The 15,632-nt window shown below is 59.4% G+C and carries 14 protein-coding genes and 1 pseudogene; 5 read left to right on the top strand and 10 right to left on the bottom strand.

All coding sequences use genetic code 11. The features are described 5' to 3' along the window. The first annotated feature begins 169 nt into the window (after positions 1–169). From ELQ88_RS34215 to ELQ88_RS27940, 3 genes are all read left to right on the top strand, one after another. Complete coding sequence (locus ELQ88_RS34215) at positions 170–325, top strand: hypothetical protein (RefSeq protein ID WP_161599991.1); 156 nt, start codon at positions 170–172, stop codon at positions 323–325. Further along, positions 325–1,260 (top strand): iron-sulfur-binding ferredoxin reductase, encoded by a 936-nt coding sequence (locus ELQ88_RS27945; RefSeq protein WP_138968941.1) that lies wholly within the window; start codon positions 325–327, stop codon positions 1,258–1,260. The genes ELQ88_RS34215 and ELQ88_RS27945 overlap by 1 nt, the downstream gene beginning before the upstream one ends. A 160-nt stretch (positions 1,261–1,420) precedes the next feature. Then, on the top strand, positions 1,421–2,170 hold the full coding sequence (locus tag ELQ88_RS27940) for an enoyl-CoA hydratase-related protein (protein WP_128869577.1): 750 nt from the start codon (positions 1,421–1,423) through the stop codon (positions 2,168–2,170). 337 nt (positions 2,171–2,507) lie between these two features. Here ELQ88_RS27940 and ELQ88_RS27935 read toward each other — a convergent pair whose 3' ends face one another. The 4 genes and pseudogenes from ELQ88_RS27935 to pyk form a co-directional block, all read right to left on the bottom strand. After that, positions 2,508–3,881, bottom strand: coding sequence for a hypothetical protein (locus ELQ88_RS27935; protein ID WP_138968940.1), 1,374 nt, complete (start codon positions 3,879–3,881; stop codon positions 2,508–2,510). Positions 3,882–4,045: 164 nt separating this feature from the next. Beyond that, a pseudogene (locus tag ELQ88_RS27930) lies at positions 4,046–4,439 on the bottom strand (pyruvate kinase); the annotation flags it as partial. 174 nt (positions 4,440–4,613) lie between these two features. Further along, the gene (locus ELQ88_RS27925) at positions 4,614–5,990 is read right to left on the bottom strand and encodes a hypothetical protein (RefSeq protein ID WP_138968939.1); all 1,377 of its coding nucleotides are present in this window, start codon (positions 5,988–5,990) and stop codon (positions 4,614–4,616) included. A gap of 203 nt (positions 5,991–6,193) precedes the next feature. After that, positions 6,194–7,645, bottom strand: a complete 1,452-nt coding sequence (pyk, locus tag ELQ88_RS27920) for a pyruvate kinase (protein WP_128872321.1) — start codon at positions 7,643–7,645, stop codon at positions 6,194–6,196. Between the two features lie 190 nt (positions 7,646–7,835). Between pyk and ELQ88_RS27915 the strand changes: the two genes are divergently transcribed. Beyond that, on the top strand, positions 7,836–8,210 hold the full coding sequence (locus ELQ88_RS27915; RefSeq protein WP_128872320.1) for a tetratricopeptide repeat protein: 375 nt from the start codon (positions 7,836–7,838) through the stop codon (positions 8,208–8,210). A 229-nt stretch (positions 8,211–8,439) separates the two neighbouring features. After that, positions 8,440–8,799 (top strand): PilZ domain-containing protein, encoded by a 360-nt coding sequence (locus ELQ88_RS27910; RefSeq protein ID WP_128872319.1) that lies wholly within the window; start codon positions 8,440–8,442, stop codon positions 8,797–8,799. 75 nt (positions 8,800–8,874) lie between these two features. Here the strand turns inward: ELQ88_RS27910 and ELQ88_RS27905 are convergent, their stop codons facing one another. The 6 genes from ELQ88_RS27905 to ELQ88_RS27880 are packed head-to-tail and all read right to left on the bottom strand — an operon-like array spanning position 8,875 to position 15,564. Beyond that, entirely contained in the window at positions 8,875–10,206 is a 1,332-nt protein-coding gene (locus tag ELQ88_RS27905) for a DUF58 domain-containing protein (protein WP_138968938.1), read from the bottom strand. Then, on the bottom strand, positions 10,203–11,204 hold the full coding sequence (locus ELQ88_RS27900) for a MoxR family ATPase (RefSeq protein ID WP_138968937.1): 1,002 nt from the start codon (positions 11,202–11,204) through the stop codon (positions 10,203–10,205). The genes ELQ88_RS27905 and ELQ88_RS27900 overlap by 4 nt, the downstream gene beginning before the upstream one ends. Next, the gene (locus ELQ88_RS27895) at positions 11,201–12,364 is read right to left on the bottom strand and encodes a DUF4350 domain-containing protein (protein WP_138968936.1); all 1,164 of its coding nucleotides are present in this window, start codon (positions 12,362–12,364) and stop codon (positions 11,201–11,203) included. Before ELQ88_RS27895 ends, ELQ88_RS27900 begins: the two co-directional genes overlap by 4 nt. Continuing rightward, entirely contained in the window at positions 12,361–13,878 is a 1,518-nt protein-coding gene (locus ELQ88_RS27890) for a DUF4129 domain-containing protein (protein ID WP_138968935.1), read from the bottom strand. Before ELQ88_RS27890 ends, ELQ88_RS27895 begins: the two co-directional genes overlap by 4 nt. Continuing rightward, on the bottom strand, positions 13,865–14,842 hold the full coding sequence (locus ELQ88_RS27885; protein ID WP_138968934.1) for a stage II sporulation protein M: 978 nt from the start codon (positions 14,840–14,842) through the stop codon (positions 13,865–13,867). The genes ELQ88_RS27890 and ELQ88_RS27885 overlap by 14 nt, the downstream gene beginning before the upstream one ends. Continuing rightward, positions 14,839–15,564, bottom strand: a complete 726-nt coding sequence (locus ELQ88_RS27880; RefSeq protein WP_128872313.1) for an RDD family protein — start codon at positions 15,562–15,564, stop codon at positions 14,839–14,841. Before ELQ88_RS27880 ends, ELQ88_RS27885 begins: the two co-directional genes overlap by 4 nt. Positions 15,565–15,632 lie beyond the last annotated feature (68 nt).

Here is a 15,632-nt window from a genome sequence, read left to right as displayed (position 1 = left end):
GGCCGCTTTCGCTGGCAAGCCAGCTCCTACAGGGGGGAAGGGCGCATGGCTTGGTGTTGGTTTTTTACCCCGAAAATTGAATGGTCATTTATCGGTCGCCCCACTAAAGTGGCCGTCGGTCTGTAGAGTAGGACACTCTGACAACCCCCCTCCCATGGTGAGTCAACGATTGCCCCATAACGCCATCCAGCGCCTCTTGCTCAAACGCTTTGCCCTCGAAGCCGGCACCTGCGCCCTGGCTTTACCGCTGTGGCCGGTGTTTTTCACGGGCCACTTCGATGAGCCGTTGACCCACGCGGCCGTCGGCGGCAGGGGAGAACGTTGATGCCTGAGTTACGGGTCGGCGCGCGCCAATGGTCTGTTGCAGCCGGTAGCAACCTGCTCGATGCCTTGAATCGCAACGGTGTGCCAGTGCCCTACAGCTGCCGCGCCGGTAGCTGTCATGCTTGCCTGGTGCAGTGTGTACAAGGGCTGCCGAGCGATAGCCGGCCCGATGCCTTGAGCGCGGACCAGCGTCAGCAGGGCTGGCGCCTGGCGTGCCAGTGTCAGGTAGTCGAGGACTTGCAGGTGCACGCCTTCGACCCGCAACAGGATGGGCGACCGGCCCAAGTGGCTGCCGTCGATTGGTTGAGCGCCAGTGTGTTGCGTTTGCGCCTGACCCCTGAACGTCCTTTGCGCTACAGCGCCGGGCAGCATCTGGTGTTGTGGGCGGGCAACGTCGCGCGGCCTTACTCCCTCGCCAGCCTGCCGGACGAAGACCGCTTCCTGGAGTTTCACCTCGACTGTCGCCAGCCTGGGGAATTTTGCGATGCGGCCCGCCAATTGAGAATCGGCGATGGGATCCGTCTCGGCGAGTTGCGCGGCGGGGCCTTGCATTACGACGTGGACTGGAACACCCGGCCGTTGTGGCTGATGGCCGCGGGTACCGGGCTGGGTCCGTTGTTCGGCGTCTTGCGTGAAGCGCTGCGGCAGGACCACCAAGGTACGATCCGTGTGATTCACCTGGCCCATGATGCCGATGCGCATTATCTGGCCAAACCCCTGCATGCCATGGCCGCCAATCGTGCGAACCTCAGCGTCGAGCTGTGGACCCCGGCCGAGTTACCCGCGGCTTTGGCACAACTGAGGCTTGTTTCCCGGCAAACCCAGGCTTTACTCTGCGGGGCCCCCGACAGTGTCGACGCCTTTGCCCGGCGCCTGTACCTGGCGGGACTGCCGCGCAATCAACTGCTGGCCGATGTTTTTCTGCCTCGCGGTTGAGCGCTGACTCTAATTGGCTTGAAAGTTTCTGTGGCGAGGGAGCTTGCTCCCGCTGGGCTGCGCAGCGGCCCCCAAATGCTTGTGAGCGCTGCGCACTCAAGCGCGAGCAAGCTCGCTCGCCACAATTGATTTTTGCCTGCCCGCACCGCTGAGACATACCATGACCAATGCCATCCAACTTGAGCGCGAACGCGGCCTGCTGACCTTGCGTCTGAACCGCCCCGACAAGAAAAACGCCCTGACCCGCGCCATGTACAGCCACCTGGCCGAAGCGTTGGAACAGGCCGATGCCGATCCGGAAATCAACGCAGTGCTGATCACCGGGTCCGCCGAGTGCTTCACCGCCGGCAACGACATCGCCGACTTCCTGCAGCAACCGCCGACCAGTCTCGACAGCCCGGTGTTTCATTTCATGCTCAGCCTGCTCGAATGCCGCAAGCCGGTGATTGCCGCCGTGGCCGGTGCTGCGGTGGGCATTGGCACGACCATGCTGCTGCATTGCGATTTGGTGTACATCAGCGCGGATGCAAAATTGCGCATGCCCTTCGTCAATCTCGGGTTATGCCCGGAATTCGGTTCCAGCCTGATCCTCCCGCGTTTGCTGGGCCAGGCCAAAGCGGCGCAATTGTTGCTGCTGGGCGAGGGTTTCAGTGGTGAGCAAGCGGCCGCATGGGGCATTGCTACCGAAGCCCTGGGCAGTGGCGAAGCGGCGTTGGCCAAGGCGCGGGAGATGGCGTTGCGTTTCGAGACCCTGCCACCGGAAGCGGTACGGATCAGCAAGCAATTGATGAAGGCCCCGGACCGTGAGCAATTGCGCAAAGTGATAGAAGAAGAGGGCGCGTTGTTCACCCAGCGGCTGCGTTCGCCGGAAGCGGTTGCGGCGTTGTCGGGGTTTATCAACAGGCATTGATCTTCGCGGCAGTGCCGGCCCTATCGCGGGCAAGCCCGCTGCCACAGGTTTATCTGTCGATCAAATTTGTTGTGTGCGACCCCCAAACCCTGTGGGAGCTCGCTTGCCAGCGATGAGGGCCGGACAGGCGTCGCACGTGCCGGATCAGAATGGAAAAAGCCCCGGCTCAGATGGTGGGTTTTGCTCAAGTAGCTACCCATCGACCTGTCCCGCCTACTGTCAGGTCTGACAGTAGGCGGCAACGGTTCCTTATGCTTTCAGCAACTGGAGCTGCCGAAGGCTGCGATCTTTTGACCTTCCGGGATAATGACCTCCATTCACACAGTGCTGCGCGTAATCAGGGCATCAAGCCTCGTGCAATAGCGTGGTGAATTATATTGTCGTGTTCATCATTCACTGCAAAAATGATCTTGTTGTTTTTTATGGTTGACGCTTCGATGGTAAAGTTTTTCGCCTCCCTGTAAACAAGCCAGCCGGCGCCATTTCCATAGTCCTCGTCAATAGCCCCGTTGTGAAAGAAACGTGCGACCGCGTAATGGCGTTCGCGCGATACTATATCTACAAGTGCAGTGGTTAAGAAATTTCCGCCGGGCAAAAAGTCTACGTTGATACAGAAGGTGGTGGAGGAATTTACATTGGTGAATACAGGTTTTCCGCTATTGAACTGAATGTTGCTGGCACCGTCTGCTTCCCGGCTTATCAAAAACCCGGAAAGCTCACCGAAAACTTTAGAGAACCTGAAACCTAAGCACAGAACGCGATTGTTAGGCTGTTTTACGGTTTTTATAAGTCGTAATCCATAGTTTGGGTCTTCATCGTGAATCTGCAAGAATCCTTCCTGCTGAAAGGAGGTGTCCAGACTGCCGTCTTTTCCGTGTTTTACCAGAATAATGGAATCCGGTTGTTCGTAATAATCAGCTCGGACGTCGCCTCCACTGATGTAATTTCCAGTGTCGTCGACTGTCACACTTTGAAGCTCGAGGAAGGGAAAATTGTCATGACTGACACGGACAAACCCCGAGCCATTGAATGTTGTATCAAGGGCCCCGTCCTCTGTCAGACGGATGATGAGCGAGTCCGTCCATTCAAAGGTGCCTAGGGTGTGGAGCAATATGATGTGATCGCCCTGGACCGAGGAAGCTTCCCGGGAATAGGGCTTGAATTGGTTGGAACGGGGGGGCGCTGTGGATTTGGATCTGGCATTTTTCAGGCATTCTTCGTTGTAGGCAGGTGCCGCGATATCAGTGTCAGGGAAGTGAAAAATATACTTCCCTTTTTCTCCAAATTCTTCGTCAAGCGTGCCGTTGGATAGAAAGCGGACAGCCGCTTTGTCAAAGTTCACAACACCATTTGCCTGGTAATACAAGTTACCGGTCAGGATGATTCTGTCATTTTTGAAAATAATTTGTTCGGCATAGAAGTGAGAGCGATCAGACTGGTAAAAATAATCATAAAAATGGCCCTGTTTGCCGAAGCTGGTGTCGATGGACCCATTGTCATTCAGTCGGGTCAACGTATAGAGCGATTGGTTCAATCCCTGCGACGCCTCTCCCGCAATATAAATCATATTGTCAGGGCCGATGGCGGTTACTCGTGAAACAAACTCTGAATAGTCAGCGGTAGGTGAAGGCATGGGGACGAAGCCGTTTTCACCGAAGTGGGGGTCCAGTTCACCTGCGCTGTTGTACAGTTGTTCGTTCTGCGTGTTCATCTGTGTGGCTCCATTAGAGGCAAAGATTTTCTCGTGTGGTGCCAAGCATCAAACTTGGCAGGCCTCTAGTGAGTCACGGTTTGGCGTATCCATCTACTGTAAGAGTTGACAGTTGACGTTTATATAACTCGGGTGCTTGCCTTTTTTTCGTAGCAATCGCTCACTCAGACCTGCGGGTCGGCCACGTGCAGGATTTTCATCCCGTTGGTGCCGCCGGTGGTGTGGTAGCTGTCGCCCTTGGTCAGGATGACCCAGTCGCCTTTCTCCACGACGCCGCGCTTGACCAGCTCATCGATCGCCTTCTGGCTGACTTCGTGTGGCTCCAGCGAAGCCGGGTCGAACGGTACGGTGTAAACGCTGCGGAACATGGCCGCGCGCCTGGGTTTCGCGGTGCGGGGAGAACGCTTGGATCGGCACCGAAGAGCGAACGCGCGACATGATCAGCGCCTTGTTGTGGCGGCGTGCGTGCAGAATGATCTTTTTCTGAATGCCCACCAGCTCGGCGTCGCCGATTTCCACACTCAGGTCACCACGGGCAACCATGAAGGCGTCGGAGGCAGGGCCGAAGTGATGTTTTGCTCAAGCAGCTACCCATCGACCTTTGCCGCCTACTGTCAGGTCTGACAGTAGGCGGCAAAGGTTCCTTATGCTTTCAGACACTGGAGCTGCCGAAGACAGCGAGCTTTTGACCTTCCGGGATAATGACCTCCATTCACACAGTGCTGCGCGTAATCAGGGCATCAAGCCTCGTGCAATAGCGTGGTGAATTATATTGTCGTGTTCATCATTCACTGCAAAAATGATCTTGTTGTTTTTTATGGTTGACGCTTCGATGGTAAAGTTTTTCGCCTCCCTGTAAACAAGCCAGCCGGCGCCATTTCCATAGTCCTCGTCAATAGCCCCGTTGTGAAAGAAACGTGCGACCGCGTAATGGCGTTCGCGCGATACTATATCTACAAGTGCAGTGGTTAAGAAATTTCCGCCGGGCAAAAAGTCTACGTTGATACAGAAGGTGGTGGAGGAATTTACATTGGTGAATACAGGTTTTCCGCTATTGAACTGAATGTTGCTGGCACCGTCTGCTTCCCGGCTTATCAAAAACCCGGAAAGCTCACCGAAAACTTTAGAGAACCTGAAACCTAAGCACAGAACGCGATTGTTAGGCTGTTTTACGGTTTTTATAAGTCGTAATCCATAGTTTGGGTCTTCATCGTGAATCTGCAAGAATCCTTCCTGCTGAAAGGAGGTGTCCAGACTGCCATCTTTTCCGTGTTTTACCAGAATAATGGATTCCGGTTGTTCGTTGTGATCCGCTCGGACGCTGCCTGCACTGATGTAATTTCCAGTGTCGTCGACTGACACACTATAAAGTTTGAGGAAGGGAAATTGGTCATGGCTGACACGGACAAAACCCGAGCCATTGAATGTTGTATCAAGGGCCCCGTCCTCGGTCAGACGGATGATGAGCGAGTCCGTCCGTTCAGGGGTGCCTGTGGTATGGAGCAATATGATGTTGTCGCCCTGGACCAAGGAAGCTTCCCGCGAATAGGGCTTGAATTGGTTGGAACGGGGGGGCGCTGCGTATTTGGATCTGGCATTTTTCAGGCATTCTTCGTTGTAGGCAGATGCCGCGATATCAGTGTCAGGGAAGTGAAAAATATACTTCCCTTTTCCTCCAAATTCTTCGTCAAGCGTGCCGTTGGATAGAAAGCGGACAGCAGCTTTATCATGGATAAAAAAACCATTTTCCCGGTAAAACAAACTACCGGTCAGGATGATTCTGTCATTTTTGAAAATAATCTGTTCGGCATGGAATGAAGAGCGATCAGACTGGTAAAAATAATCATAAAAATGACCCTCTTTGCCGAAGCTGGTGTCGATGGACCCATTGTCATTGAGTCGGGTCAACGTATAGACCGAGGGGGCGAGCAATCCCTGCGACGCGTGTCCCGCAATATAAATCATATTGTCTGGGCCGATGGCGGTTACTTGTGAAACGAACTCTGGATAGTCAGGGGTAGGTGAAGGCATGGGGACCAAGCCGTTTTCACCGAAGTGGGGGTCCAGTTCACCTGTGCTGCTGTACAGTTTTTCATTCTGCGTGCTCATCTGTGTGGCTCCATTAGAGGCAAAGATTTTCTCTTGTGGGTGCCAAGCATCAATCTTGGCATGCCCCTAGTGAGTCACGGTTTGGCGTATCCATCTACTGTAAGAGTTGACAGTTGACGTTTATATAACTCGGGTGCTTGCCTTTTTGCAGACGAAAAAAAACCGCCATCGATATGGCGGTTTTTTTCGCAGCAATCGCTGACTCAGACCTGCGGGTCGCCAACGTGCAGGATTTTCATCCCGTTGGTGCCGCCGGTGGTGTGGTAGCTGTCGCCCTTGGTCAGGATGACCCAGTCGCCTTTCTCCACGACGCCGCGCTTGACCAGCTCATCGATCGCCTTCTGGCTGACTTCGTGTGGCTCCAGCGAGGCAGGGTCGAACGGAATGGTGTACACGCCACGGAACATCGCTGCGCGCGCCTGGGTTTCGCGGTGCGGCGAAAACGCATAGATCGGCACCGAAGAGCGGATGCGCGACATGATCAGCGGGGTGTAGCCGCTTTCGGTCAATGCGATGATCGCCTTCACGCCCGGGAAGTGGTTGGCGGTGTACATGGTTGCCAGCGCAATGCTCTCGTCGCAGCGGGTGAATTCCTTGCCGATGCGGTGGCTGGAGGTCTTGCCGGTCGGGTGCTTTTCAGCGCCGATGCAGATGCGCGCCATCGCCTGCACAGCTTCCAGCGGGTACAGACCGGCCGCACTTTCGGCCGACAGCATCACGGCGTCGGTGTAGTCGAGTACGGCGTTGGCTACGTCGGACACTTCGGCGCGGGTCGGCATCGGGTTCTGGATCATCGACTCCATCATCTGGGTCGCCACGATTACCGCCTTGTTGTGGCGGCGTGCGTGCAGAATGATCTTTTTCTGAATGCCCACCAGCTCGGCGTCGCCGATTTCCACACCCAGGTCGCCACGGGCAACCATGACCGCGTCGGAAGCCTGGATCAGGCCATCAAGGGTTTCGTCGTCGGCCACGGCTTCGGCGCGTTCGATCTTCGCCACCAGCCAGGCGGTACCGCCGGCTTCGTCGCGCAGTTGACGGGCGTATTCCATGTCGGCGGCGTCACGCGGAAAGGACACGGCGAGGTAGTCGACCTGCATTTCTGCGGCGAGCTTGATGTCGGCCTTGTCTTTTTCGGTCAGGGCCGGTGCAGTCAGGCCACCGCCGCGACGGTTGATGCCTTTGTGGTCCGACAGCGGGCCACCGATCAGCACGGTGCAGTGCAGTTCGGTTGCCGTGGCGGTGTCGACGCGCATCACCACGCGGCCGTCGTCGAGCAGCAGCTCGTCGCCCACGCCGCAATCCTTGACCAGGTCCGGGTAGTCGATGCCGACAATCGTTTGAGTGCCTTCGGTCAACGGATGGCTGGTGGAGAAGGTGAATTGATCACCGATCTTCAGCTCGATCTTCTTGTTGGCGAATTTGGCGATACGGATTTTCGGGCCTTGCAGGTCACCCAGCAGGGCGACGAAGCGACCGTGCTTGGCTGCCAGGTCACGCACCAGCTTCGCGCGAGCCTTGTGCTCGTCGGGGGTGCCATGGGAGAAGTTCAGACGGGCGACGTCCAGGCCAGCCAGAATCAGCTGTTCGAGAACTTCCGGCGAGTTACTGGCCGGGCCAAGGGTAGCGACGATTTTGGTACGACGGACGGACATGCAAAGACTCCTGAGTTCAAGCGCTGAGTGAGGCTACTATGCTCTGGAGGTGTAGTCATTGTTCATGTGCACTACTTTTTTTGAAGAACTTTGTTAATCGATTGTTTCTTTAAACGAATACTTTTAGTTACGGGCAGCCTGAAGATTTCCGACGACGGGTCGATACAGGGCTCAAGACAGGAGAACCCTCATGCGATTCGTGCTCATGGCAGCCCTTGTACTCAGTGTCACGGGCTGCACCCGTTGGTCGATGAACCACCATTTGAATAACGCCTACAGCGCCTATGACCGCGGCAATTGCGAGCAGGTGATGCTCGAACTGTCCAAAGTCGAACGCGCAAGCAGGGCGCGGCCTTATGTGTGGCCGGAAGTGTCGATGATGCGCGGTTTGTGTCTTGAACGGCAGAAACTGTTCGTTGATGCTGCTCAAACCTATCAGTTCATCATCGCCTCGTACCCGCAGAGTGAATATGCCTTTCGCGCGAGCGCCCGGTTGGAAACCTTGCAGTCGCTTGGCCATTATCCGCTGCGCAGTGCCGAGGTCGTTCGCCCGAGCCGGTTCTGATGGTAGCAGCCCGATTGAAGACTGGATCAGCGGCGGGGGTGAGCTATAGTCGTATAGATCGGTTTCGGTACCTTGCCAAACCGGGGAAACACCTGTGATCGGCAGGCGTCAGTGCCAGCGGTGCAAGGACTGTCGCACCAGGATCAGGGAGAGCGCGCCTTTATAATGGAAGGCCCGTTCCGAAGCATTGGTGCGGCTCTGCTCAAGGGCCTTGCATAGCGAATTCAGCATGTTCACCGACCGCCGTATCGAGCGGCATCAACTGCCGTATTTTCTTCGAGTGTTCAACAGCGTTACCGACAAACCCATTGGCTTTCTGGGTAACGTCTCCGAAGACGGGCTGATGCTCATCAGCCAGTTGCCGATGATGATCGGTGCTGACTTCGCTTTGCGCCTGAAAATTCCCATGGCCGGTGGCTGCCATCAGGTGATCGACCTCAATGCCTGCTGCCTGTGGTGCCATGAAGACAGCACCCCCCACCATTACGACGCCGGGTTCTGCCTGCAACAGGCCCCGCCGGAGTATGGGCAACTGATTGAAGCGTTGAAGCAGTACTTCAGTTTTCAGCCGTTGCCGGCCTCGGCCTGAAGTCTGCAGCGCCCAGGCGTCTGATCAAGCAACTGATATTTAAAGGCTGTACGCGGGTTCTGCGCACCACAGCCACTAAAACACCCCGGCCTTTTTCCATTCCAGGTAGCGCGTCACCAGCGCGGCACCCAACTCGACAGCGGTCGTATCCACCACCGGCACCCCATGAGCGTTCAATCGCTCATGAAGTTCGGTCCGGGCATTGAGAAAATCCACGGTGCCGCAATAGGTCAACGCGTCGGCAAGGGTCTGCACCGGCGTCTGACGCAAGCGGTCGAGCACGTCTTCGCGCAGACTGGCGACCAACACCCGATGTGACTTGCCCAGGCGTTTGACGGCGGTGAGCAGTTCTTCGTCGTCTTCGTCCCGCAGGTTGGTGACCACGACCACCAGTGCCCGGCGTTTCTGCCGAGCCAACAGCTCGGTTGCAGCGCCCTGGTAGTCGGCACTGCGTTGGCCGCTGTCGAGGTCGTAGACCTGGTTGAGCAACCGGTTGAGCTGGCCGGCGCCCTTGACCGGGGCGAGGTAGCGCGGCTGATCATGGGCAAAGGTGCAAAGGCCCACGGCATCACCCTGGCGCAGGGCGACGTAACTGAGCAGCAGGCAGGCATTGAGTGCATGGTCGAAGTGCGACAGTTCATCGTCCTGACTGCGCATGCGCCGGCCGCAATCGAGCATGAACATGATCTGCTGGTCACGCTCGTCCTGATACTCCCGCGCAATCGGTGTGCGCTGGCGGGCGGTGGCTTTCCAGTCGATCTGGCGCAGGCTGTCGCCTTCGCGAAATTCCCGTAGCTGATGAAATTCCAGGCCCAGGCCGCGTCGTTGGCGCTGGCGTACGCCGAGTTGACTGAGCCAGTTGTCCACCGCCAGCAACTGGCCGCCGTAGAGGCGGGCGAAGTCGGGGTAGACGCGGGTAGCGTCGGTCACGTTCAGCAGCCGATTGTCGGACCACAGGCCCAATGGGCTCGGCAGGCTGATTTCGCAGCGTTCGAAGTTGAAGTGGCCGCGCTTGAGCGGGCGCAGGCGATAGTCGATCTGGCTGCGCAGGCCGGGTTGAAGCTCGACCGACAGGGGCAGGTTTTCGAAACTCAGGCCGTGGGGTACGTGATCGAAGAGCCGAATGTCCAGTGGCTGGGCAAAGTCATGCTCGACCTCCAGTCGCACGTCGCCCCAACGGCCGAGCGCCAGGCTGCCGGGCATGTGTCGCTGGATGCGCGGCGAGGGCAGGCGCTTGAGGCGAATGGCATCGAGTATCGCCAAGGCCAGGAGTGCCAGGAGCAATCCCCAGTGGATCGACGGCAGACTTGCTGGAATCACGGTGTCCAGCGCCCGCAACGTACCCAGGACGATGCCGATGACCAGCAGGATCGCGAGCCAGATCAACAGCAGGCGCGAGGGTTTCACAACCGCGGTGCCGGCACTTGATCGAGCAGCTGGCGCAGCACGTCATCGACCTCGAGCCCTTCGATGTCCAGCTCCGGCGCGAGGCGTACGCGATGACGCAGCACCGCCAGGGCACACCCCTTGATGTCATCCGGAATCACGAACTCGCCACCGCGCAACAGCGCGCGCGCCCGGGCGCAACGCACCAATGCGATGGACGCCCGGGGCCCGGCACCGAGGGTCAGTCCGGGCCAGCTGCGGGTGGTGCGCGCCAGGCGTACGGCGTAGTCGAGGACCTGATTGTCCAGCGGCAGGTCGCTGGCGATGCGTTGCAAGGCCAGCACGTCCTTGGCCTGCAACACCGTGCGCAACGGTTGCACGTCGAGCATGTCGGCCCGGGTCGAGCGACAGACCTGGCGGACCATGTCCAGCTCCTGGTCGCCGTCGGGGTAATCCATGCGGACCTTGAGCATGAAGCGATCCAGTTCGGCTTCCGGCAGCGGGTAAGTGCCTTCCTGTTCGATGGGGTTTTGCGTGGCCAGCACCATGAACGGTTGCACGATGGGCAGGGCGCGGCCTTCGAGGGTCACTTGCCGTTCCTGCATGGCTTCGAGCAGCGCCGCCTGGGTTTTTGCCGGGGCGCGGTTGATTTCGTCGGCGAGCAACAGGTTGGTGAACAACGGCCCCTTGCGCAGTTTGAACTGCTCGGTCTGCAGGTCGTACACCGCGTGCCCGGTGACATCGCTGGGCATCAGGTCCGGGGTGAACTGGATGCGCGCGAACTCGCCACCGAAGCAGCGCGCCAGCGCCCGTACCAGCAAGGTCTTGCCCAGCCCCGGCACACCTTCGAGCAGCACGTGGCCACCGGCGATCAGGGCCGTGAGCACATCGTCGATGACCTCGTCCTGGCCGAAGACAGCTTTCTGCAATTCGCTACGCAACGCCCTGGCCAACTGACTGGCACGCTGGCGTTGCTGGTCGGCGTGGCTCGGGGCGTCGGGCTCGATCTGTTCACTCATAAGGCGTTCCTCAAGGTTTGCAGGTAGGCGACCTGACGGCTGAACTCAACGCTGGAAAGCCGTTGCTTCGGTCGCGGGCTCATGACCTGGCTGATAGCGCGTGTGGATTGGCCGGTCAGGCGTGCGAGCACCTGCCATTGTTCGGCGACGCCGAGTTGTTCAAAGCCGGGATGACGCCGCCGCACGCGACGCAGGATGTCTTGTTGCAAGGCGTGCAGCAGGCTGTCCTGACGCTTGCGCCGGAACAGAAAATCGGCACTGGCGCGCAGATGTTCCTGGAGTTGCCGACGGGCTCGCGGCGCCGGTTCCAGCACCGGACCATGCCGCACCCCGACGTGCCAGAACCAGACACCGATCAGGGCAATCAGCGTTACCAGCGCCTGGGGGAAATAGCGCAGCAGCAAGGTCAGCAGGTTGTCGTGATCGGTGTTGAACAGCAGGGTCACCTGGGTATCCGCGGTCAGGTACCAGAGCAGCCACGCGTTGTCGTACTGGTCGATGGCCGGGGTTTTCCACAGGTCGGCGTCGGTGACCACGATGATCGAACCGAGCCCGTGATTGAGCTGCATCATGTGGGTGGCCTTGGCGCTGTTGGCCCAGGCCTGGGCGAGGTTTTTCGGGTCTTCGAGATGGAAGGCGGTGTCGAAGTTGGCGTAAGCCGGCGCGTCTTCGTCTTCAAGGTACAGCTTGGTCAACTTGGGGTAGGGATCGGTCCTGCTGTCGGGTGGCGGGCCCTTGAGGTTTTTGCTCAGCAACTGATGCAACTGGACCCGGTCGAGCAGCAGGTCATTGCTCTGGCCGAGTTTTTCATCCCACAGCGACTGGGCAACGAACAACAGGCGCCCGCCGGCCCGGGTCCAGTTCATCACTTGATCGATCTGGCGCGGGGTCATGTTGGCCCGGTCACCGAGCAACAACAGGCTGTGCTGGCGCGGTTCGATAGAGGGCAGGATGTCGAGGCTGTAGGCATGGCTGACGGTCAGGCCCTGTTTGCGCAGGAAATGCTCGGCGGCGAGATAAGGATTGGCCAGGGCCTCGGGCGAGGGACCGTGATCGATCACCTCCTGATAGGGCGTCGCCTGCAGGTACAGGTAAAGACTCAGCGCGCCCAGTAGCACGGCGAGGCAGGCGCCGATTGCAATCCCGGAGCGTCGATTCAACGGGCGGCTCCCGGGCCGAACAGGGCACGCCAGCCGTCACAGAGCTGTTGTTGCACGGAGGCCGGGGGCAGGCGATGCCCGTAGGCGATGTTTTGCCAGTGCCCGGTCAGGTTCTTGCTGAAGGCCAGCAACTCAGGGCGTTGCAGTCGTTCGATGCGCTCCAGCACCTGGCCTTCGGTGTCGGCGGGCTTCAGTGCCATGTCGAAGTCATGCAGCAAGTGGCTGAGCAGGGCGCGATAGAGCAAGCCGAGGGCTTCGCGCGGGTCGGTCTGCCATAGGTGTTCGGCGCTGGCGGCGATGTCGGCGGGCAGGGTTTCGCGGCCGAGGTCCAGGCCGAACGCCTGCCGGGGCAATGGTCGCGCGACTTTAGGCGGCCGCACCGGGCGACGACTGACGAAGGCCTGCAACCAGTCCCGGTAACGCCAGAGCAAAAAACCGATGGCGCCGACCACTGTCCCCCACAGCACCGCTTCGATCAGCGAGGTCGACAGGTTGAGCAGTGCTGTCAGCCAGTCGGGTGTGCGGTCACTGTTCGGAGGGGCGGTCGGGGTGTCTTCGCCAAAACGATAGCGCGTGAGCGTTTCCTTGTTCTTGAACGGCGGCTGGTCGAGGATCGTCTTGATGCTGTCCCGGGACGCCTGGCTGGTCAGCGGCTGCTCCTGTAGACGCGGGCTGTCGGGTGAAATGAGCGGCTCGGCGGCCCAAGCGGGGTGCGCCGATGGCACCAGCAGCAGCGCCGCCAGTATCAGGGTGACGGCGCCGCTGCCCAGGCGTTGACGCAGGCGGCGGAAGGCCAGTTCGATATCCCAGGCCTCCAGCACCGTGCGCCGGTTCAGGTAAAGGCTGAAACCGCAGGCCACGTAGACCGGTTCCCAGACCACCAGCACCAGTGCGTAGAAGAAGTTGGTCAGGTGTTCCAGCCAGCGCCAGTCCTGTGTGGCCGTGCTGATCAATGTCTGCCAGCTCCAGTCGAGTTCGACCTGTTGCGGCAACAACAGGTAGAACAGCACCATCAGCCCAATCCACAGGGCACCTTCCAGGTGCACGCCGATGATGGTCAGCCACTTCGCGGCGCCGGCGTTACGCTGCAACAGCACCTGCAAACGCTGCTCCCGCGCTTCACCCTCGAGGCCTTCGAGTTGCATGACCGGCATCAGGAAACTGCGGCTCAGGCTCAGGCGTCGCCAGGTCAGGCTCGCCAGCAGTTGCGGCTTGAGCAAGCGCGGCCATTGGCGCAACGCCTGTTTCAAAGTCGGTGTTTCGCCGAACATGGCTTTGGACAGAATGAACAGCGGCAGGCGTTCGAACGCGGGTTTCAGCCACCAGAAAATAAACACGGCAAGGGAGGGCGAATCCCATAGCAGCAGGCTGAGCAGGGCGAAGACCGGCAAGGTCACGATGGCCCAGCTGGTCATCAGCAGGCGGCGGTGGCGCTGACTCAGCAGAACGCCCAGGTCCATGGCTTCCCAGCCGGGACGCGGGCGAAACACCACACTGGCGTCACTCAGGCGCATGGCGAGTCCGTCCGGCCAACAGCAGGTACATCGCCACCAGTACCCAGAGCACGGCACCGACCAGGAATTTGCGCAAAGGCGCGACCCCGGTCATCGATGACCAATAGGCTTCGATAAACGCCGCCATCAGCAGAAACATCATCACCCCACACATCAGCAAAACACTGTTGCGCGCCGCCAGGCGCAAGGCTTCGGCGCGGCGCAAGCGCCCCGGTGCGATCAATGCCCAGCCCAGTTGCAGGCCCGCGGCACCCGCCAGGGCGATGGCGCTGAGTTCGAAGGCACCGTGGCCGATCACGAATGACCAGAAGGTCTGGCCATAGCCGATTTGCGTCAGGTGTCCGGCCACCGCGCCAATCATCAAGCCGTTGTAGAACAGGAAAAACGCGCTGCCCAGGCCAAACAGCAGGCCGCTGGCGAAGGTCTGAAAGGCAATACCGATGTTGTGCATGATGTAGTAGCCGAACATGACCCAGTCTTCACTGGCCGCCCGTTCCGCCGAGCGCCCCAGGTGACCGGCGTCGGGGTCATACATGCTCTGCATCTGGCTGACCTGCTCGGCGGGGATCAGGTTGTAGACCAGGTCCGGAAACAGATACACCAGCAGGGCGATACCGATCAGGCTGGCAAAAAACATCAGGCCGGCGGCGAGCACGAAGCGCCACTGCTCACGCACCAGTCGGGGGAAGTCCGCGAGGATGAAACCCAGCGCCTTGGCACCCAGTCGGCTGCGATGCCGATAAAGCTGTTGATGGCCGCGCAGGACCTGTTGCTGCAATGAGTCGATCAGGAAACTGCTGTAACCGCGCTCCCGGGCCAGGGCCAGGTGATGGCAGAGACGACGATAGTCACTTGGGAAATGTGCGACACGCGAGGCAGGCTGTTTTCGTTCCAGCCTTTCCAGCAGCAGGGAAAACTGCTCCCATTCGGCCTTGTGGCGACTCTCGAAAAGACTTTGCTTCATGCGGGGCCCAGCAAGCCGCGGGCAATTGCGTTGAGCTCGGCCACCGCCTGTGGCGCTGAAAGCTGCAAGGGTTGCGCGAGAATGGCTGCCAGTTCCGTGACCCGCGCCTGGGAGAGCTCACCCTGGCGTTCGGCAAACCCGAGGATGGCGCGTTGCTCGGGCAGCGCCAGGGCAAAGGCCGGGCGCCGGGGCTCGGCGGCGGGTAGCTGGGGGCGGGAGAGCGGTTGTTCGCGGTAGATCACCAGCGTGCCGGCGGCCAGGTCGCCGAGGCGCTTGAAGTTGGGATGCTGCAGGCAGCTGATGGCCCCAAGGAAATAGCCAAACGGCAACATGTCGACAAAGCGCAGCAGGTTACGCAGCAGCGAAGCCGACCAGCCGACTGGCGTGCCATCGTCATGGACTACCCGCAGGCCCATCCACTGCTTGCCTGGCGAGCGGCCCTGATTGAGCACCTCGAACAGCACCATGTACCACCAGCTCACCACAAACAGCAGGATCGAGCCAAGGCCGGCGCCGAGCTTGCCGAGAAATGCCAGGACAATCAACAGCAGGCCAAGGATCAGCCCACGCAGGCCAAGGTCGATGGAGAACGCCAGCGCACGCACCATCAACCCGGCCGGGCGCAATGGCAAGTCGATGCCTTCCGGCGTTTCGATCTGGTACCGCGTATCCAGTGGCGGGGACAGCGTTGCGTTCCTTGGCGGTGCTGTGGTCTCGAGCATGGGCAACCTGATGATGTGGCCTGATCGGGAGTTTCTGTCCATGGGATGCTAGCAGCCTCCCGGGGGGA

It is taken from the genome of Pseudomonas sp. MPC6, assembly GCF_006094435.1.
In the GTDB taxonomy this organism is placed as follows: Bacteria; Pseudomonadota; Gammaproteobacteria; order Pseudomonadales; family Pseudomonadaceae; genus Aquipseudomonas.
The sequence above is the reverse complement of the archived record's forward strand: the minus strand, read 5'-3'. Positions and strand labels throughout refer to the sequence as shown.

What these genes read in the sequence shown, in the direction of transcription:
- ELQ88_RS27945 (WP_138968941.1), top strand. Translation starts at nt 325, where the DNA reads ATGCCTGAGTTACGGGTCGGCGCGCGCCAATGGTCTGTTGCAGCCGGT.
- ELQ88_RS27940 (WP_128869577.1), top strand. Translation starts at nt 1,421, where the DNA reads ATGACCAATGCCATCCAACTTGAGCGCGAACGCGGCCTGCTGACCTTG.
- ELQ88_RS27935 (WP_138968940.1), bottom strand. Translation starts at nt 3,881, where the DNA reads ATGAACACGCAGAACGAACAACTGTACAACAGCGCAGGTGAACTGGAC.
- ELQ88_RS27925 (WP_138968939.1), bottom strand. Translation starts at nt 5,990, where the DNA reads ATGAGCACGCAGAATGAAAAACTGTACAGCAGCACAGGTGAACTGGAC.
- pyk (WP_128872321.1), bottom strand. Translation starts at nt 7,645, where the DNA reads ATGTCCGTCCGTCGTACCAAAATCGTCGCTACCCTTGGCCCGGCCAGT.
- ELQ88_RS27915 (WP_128872320.1), top strand. Translation starts at nt 7,836, where the DNA reads ATGCGATTCGTGCTCATGGCAGCCCTTGTACTCAGTGTCACGGGCTGC.
- ELQ88_RS27910 (WP_128872319.1), top strand. Translation starts at nt 8,440, where the DNA reads ATGTTCACCGACCGCCGTATCGAGCGGCATCAACTGCCGTATTTTCTT.
- ELQ88_RS27900 (WP_138968937.1), bottom strand. Translation starts at nt 11,204, where the DNA reads ATGAGTGAACAGATCGAGCCCGACGCCCCGAGCCACGCCGACCAGCAA.
- ELQ88_RS27890 (WP_138968935.1), bottom strand. Translation starts at nt 13,878, where the DNA reads ATGCGCCTGAGTGACGCCAGTGTGGTGTTTCGCCCGCGTCCCGGCTGG.
- ELQ88_RS27885 (WP_138968934.1), bottom strand. Translation starts at nt 14,842, where the DNA reads ATGAAGCAAAGTCTTTTCGAGAGTCGCCACAAGGCCGAATGGGAGCAG.
- ELQ88_RS27880 (WP_128872313.1), bottom strand. Translation starts at nt 15,564, where the DNA reads ATGCTCGAGACCACAGCACCGCCAAGGAACGCAACGCTGTCCCCGCCA.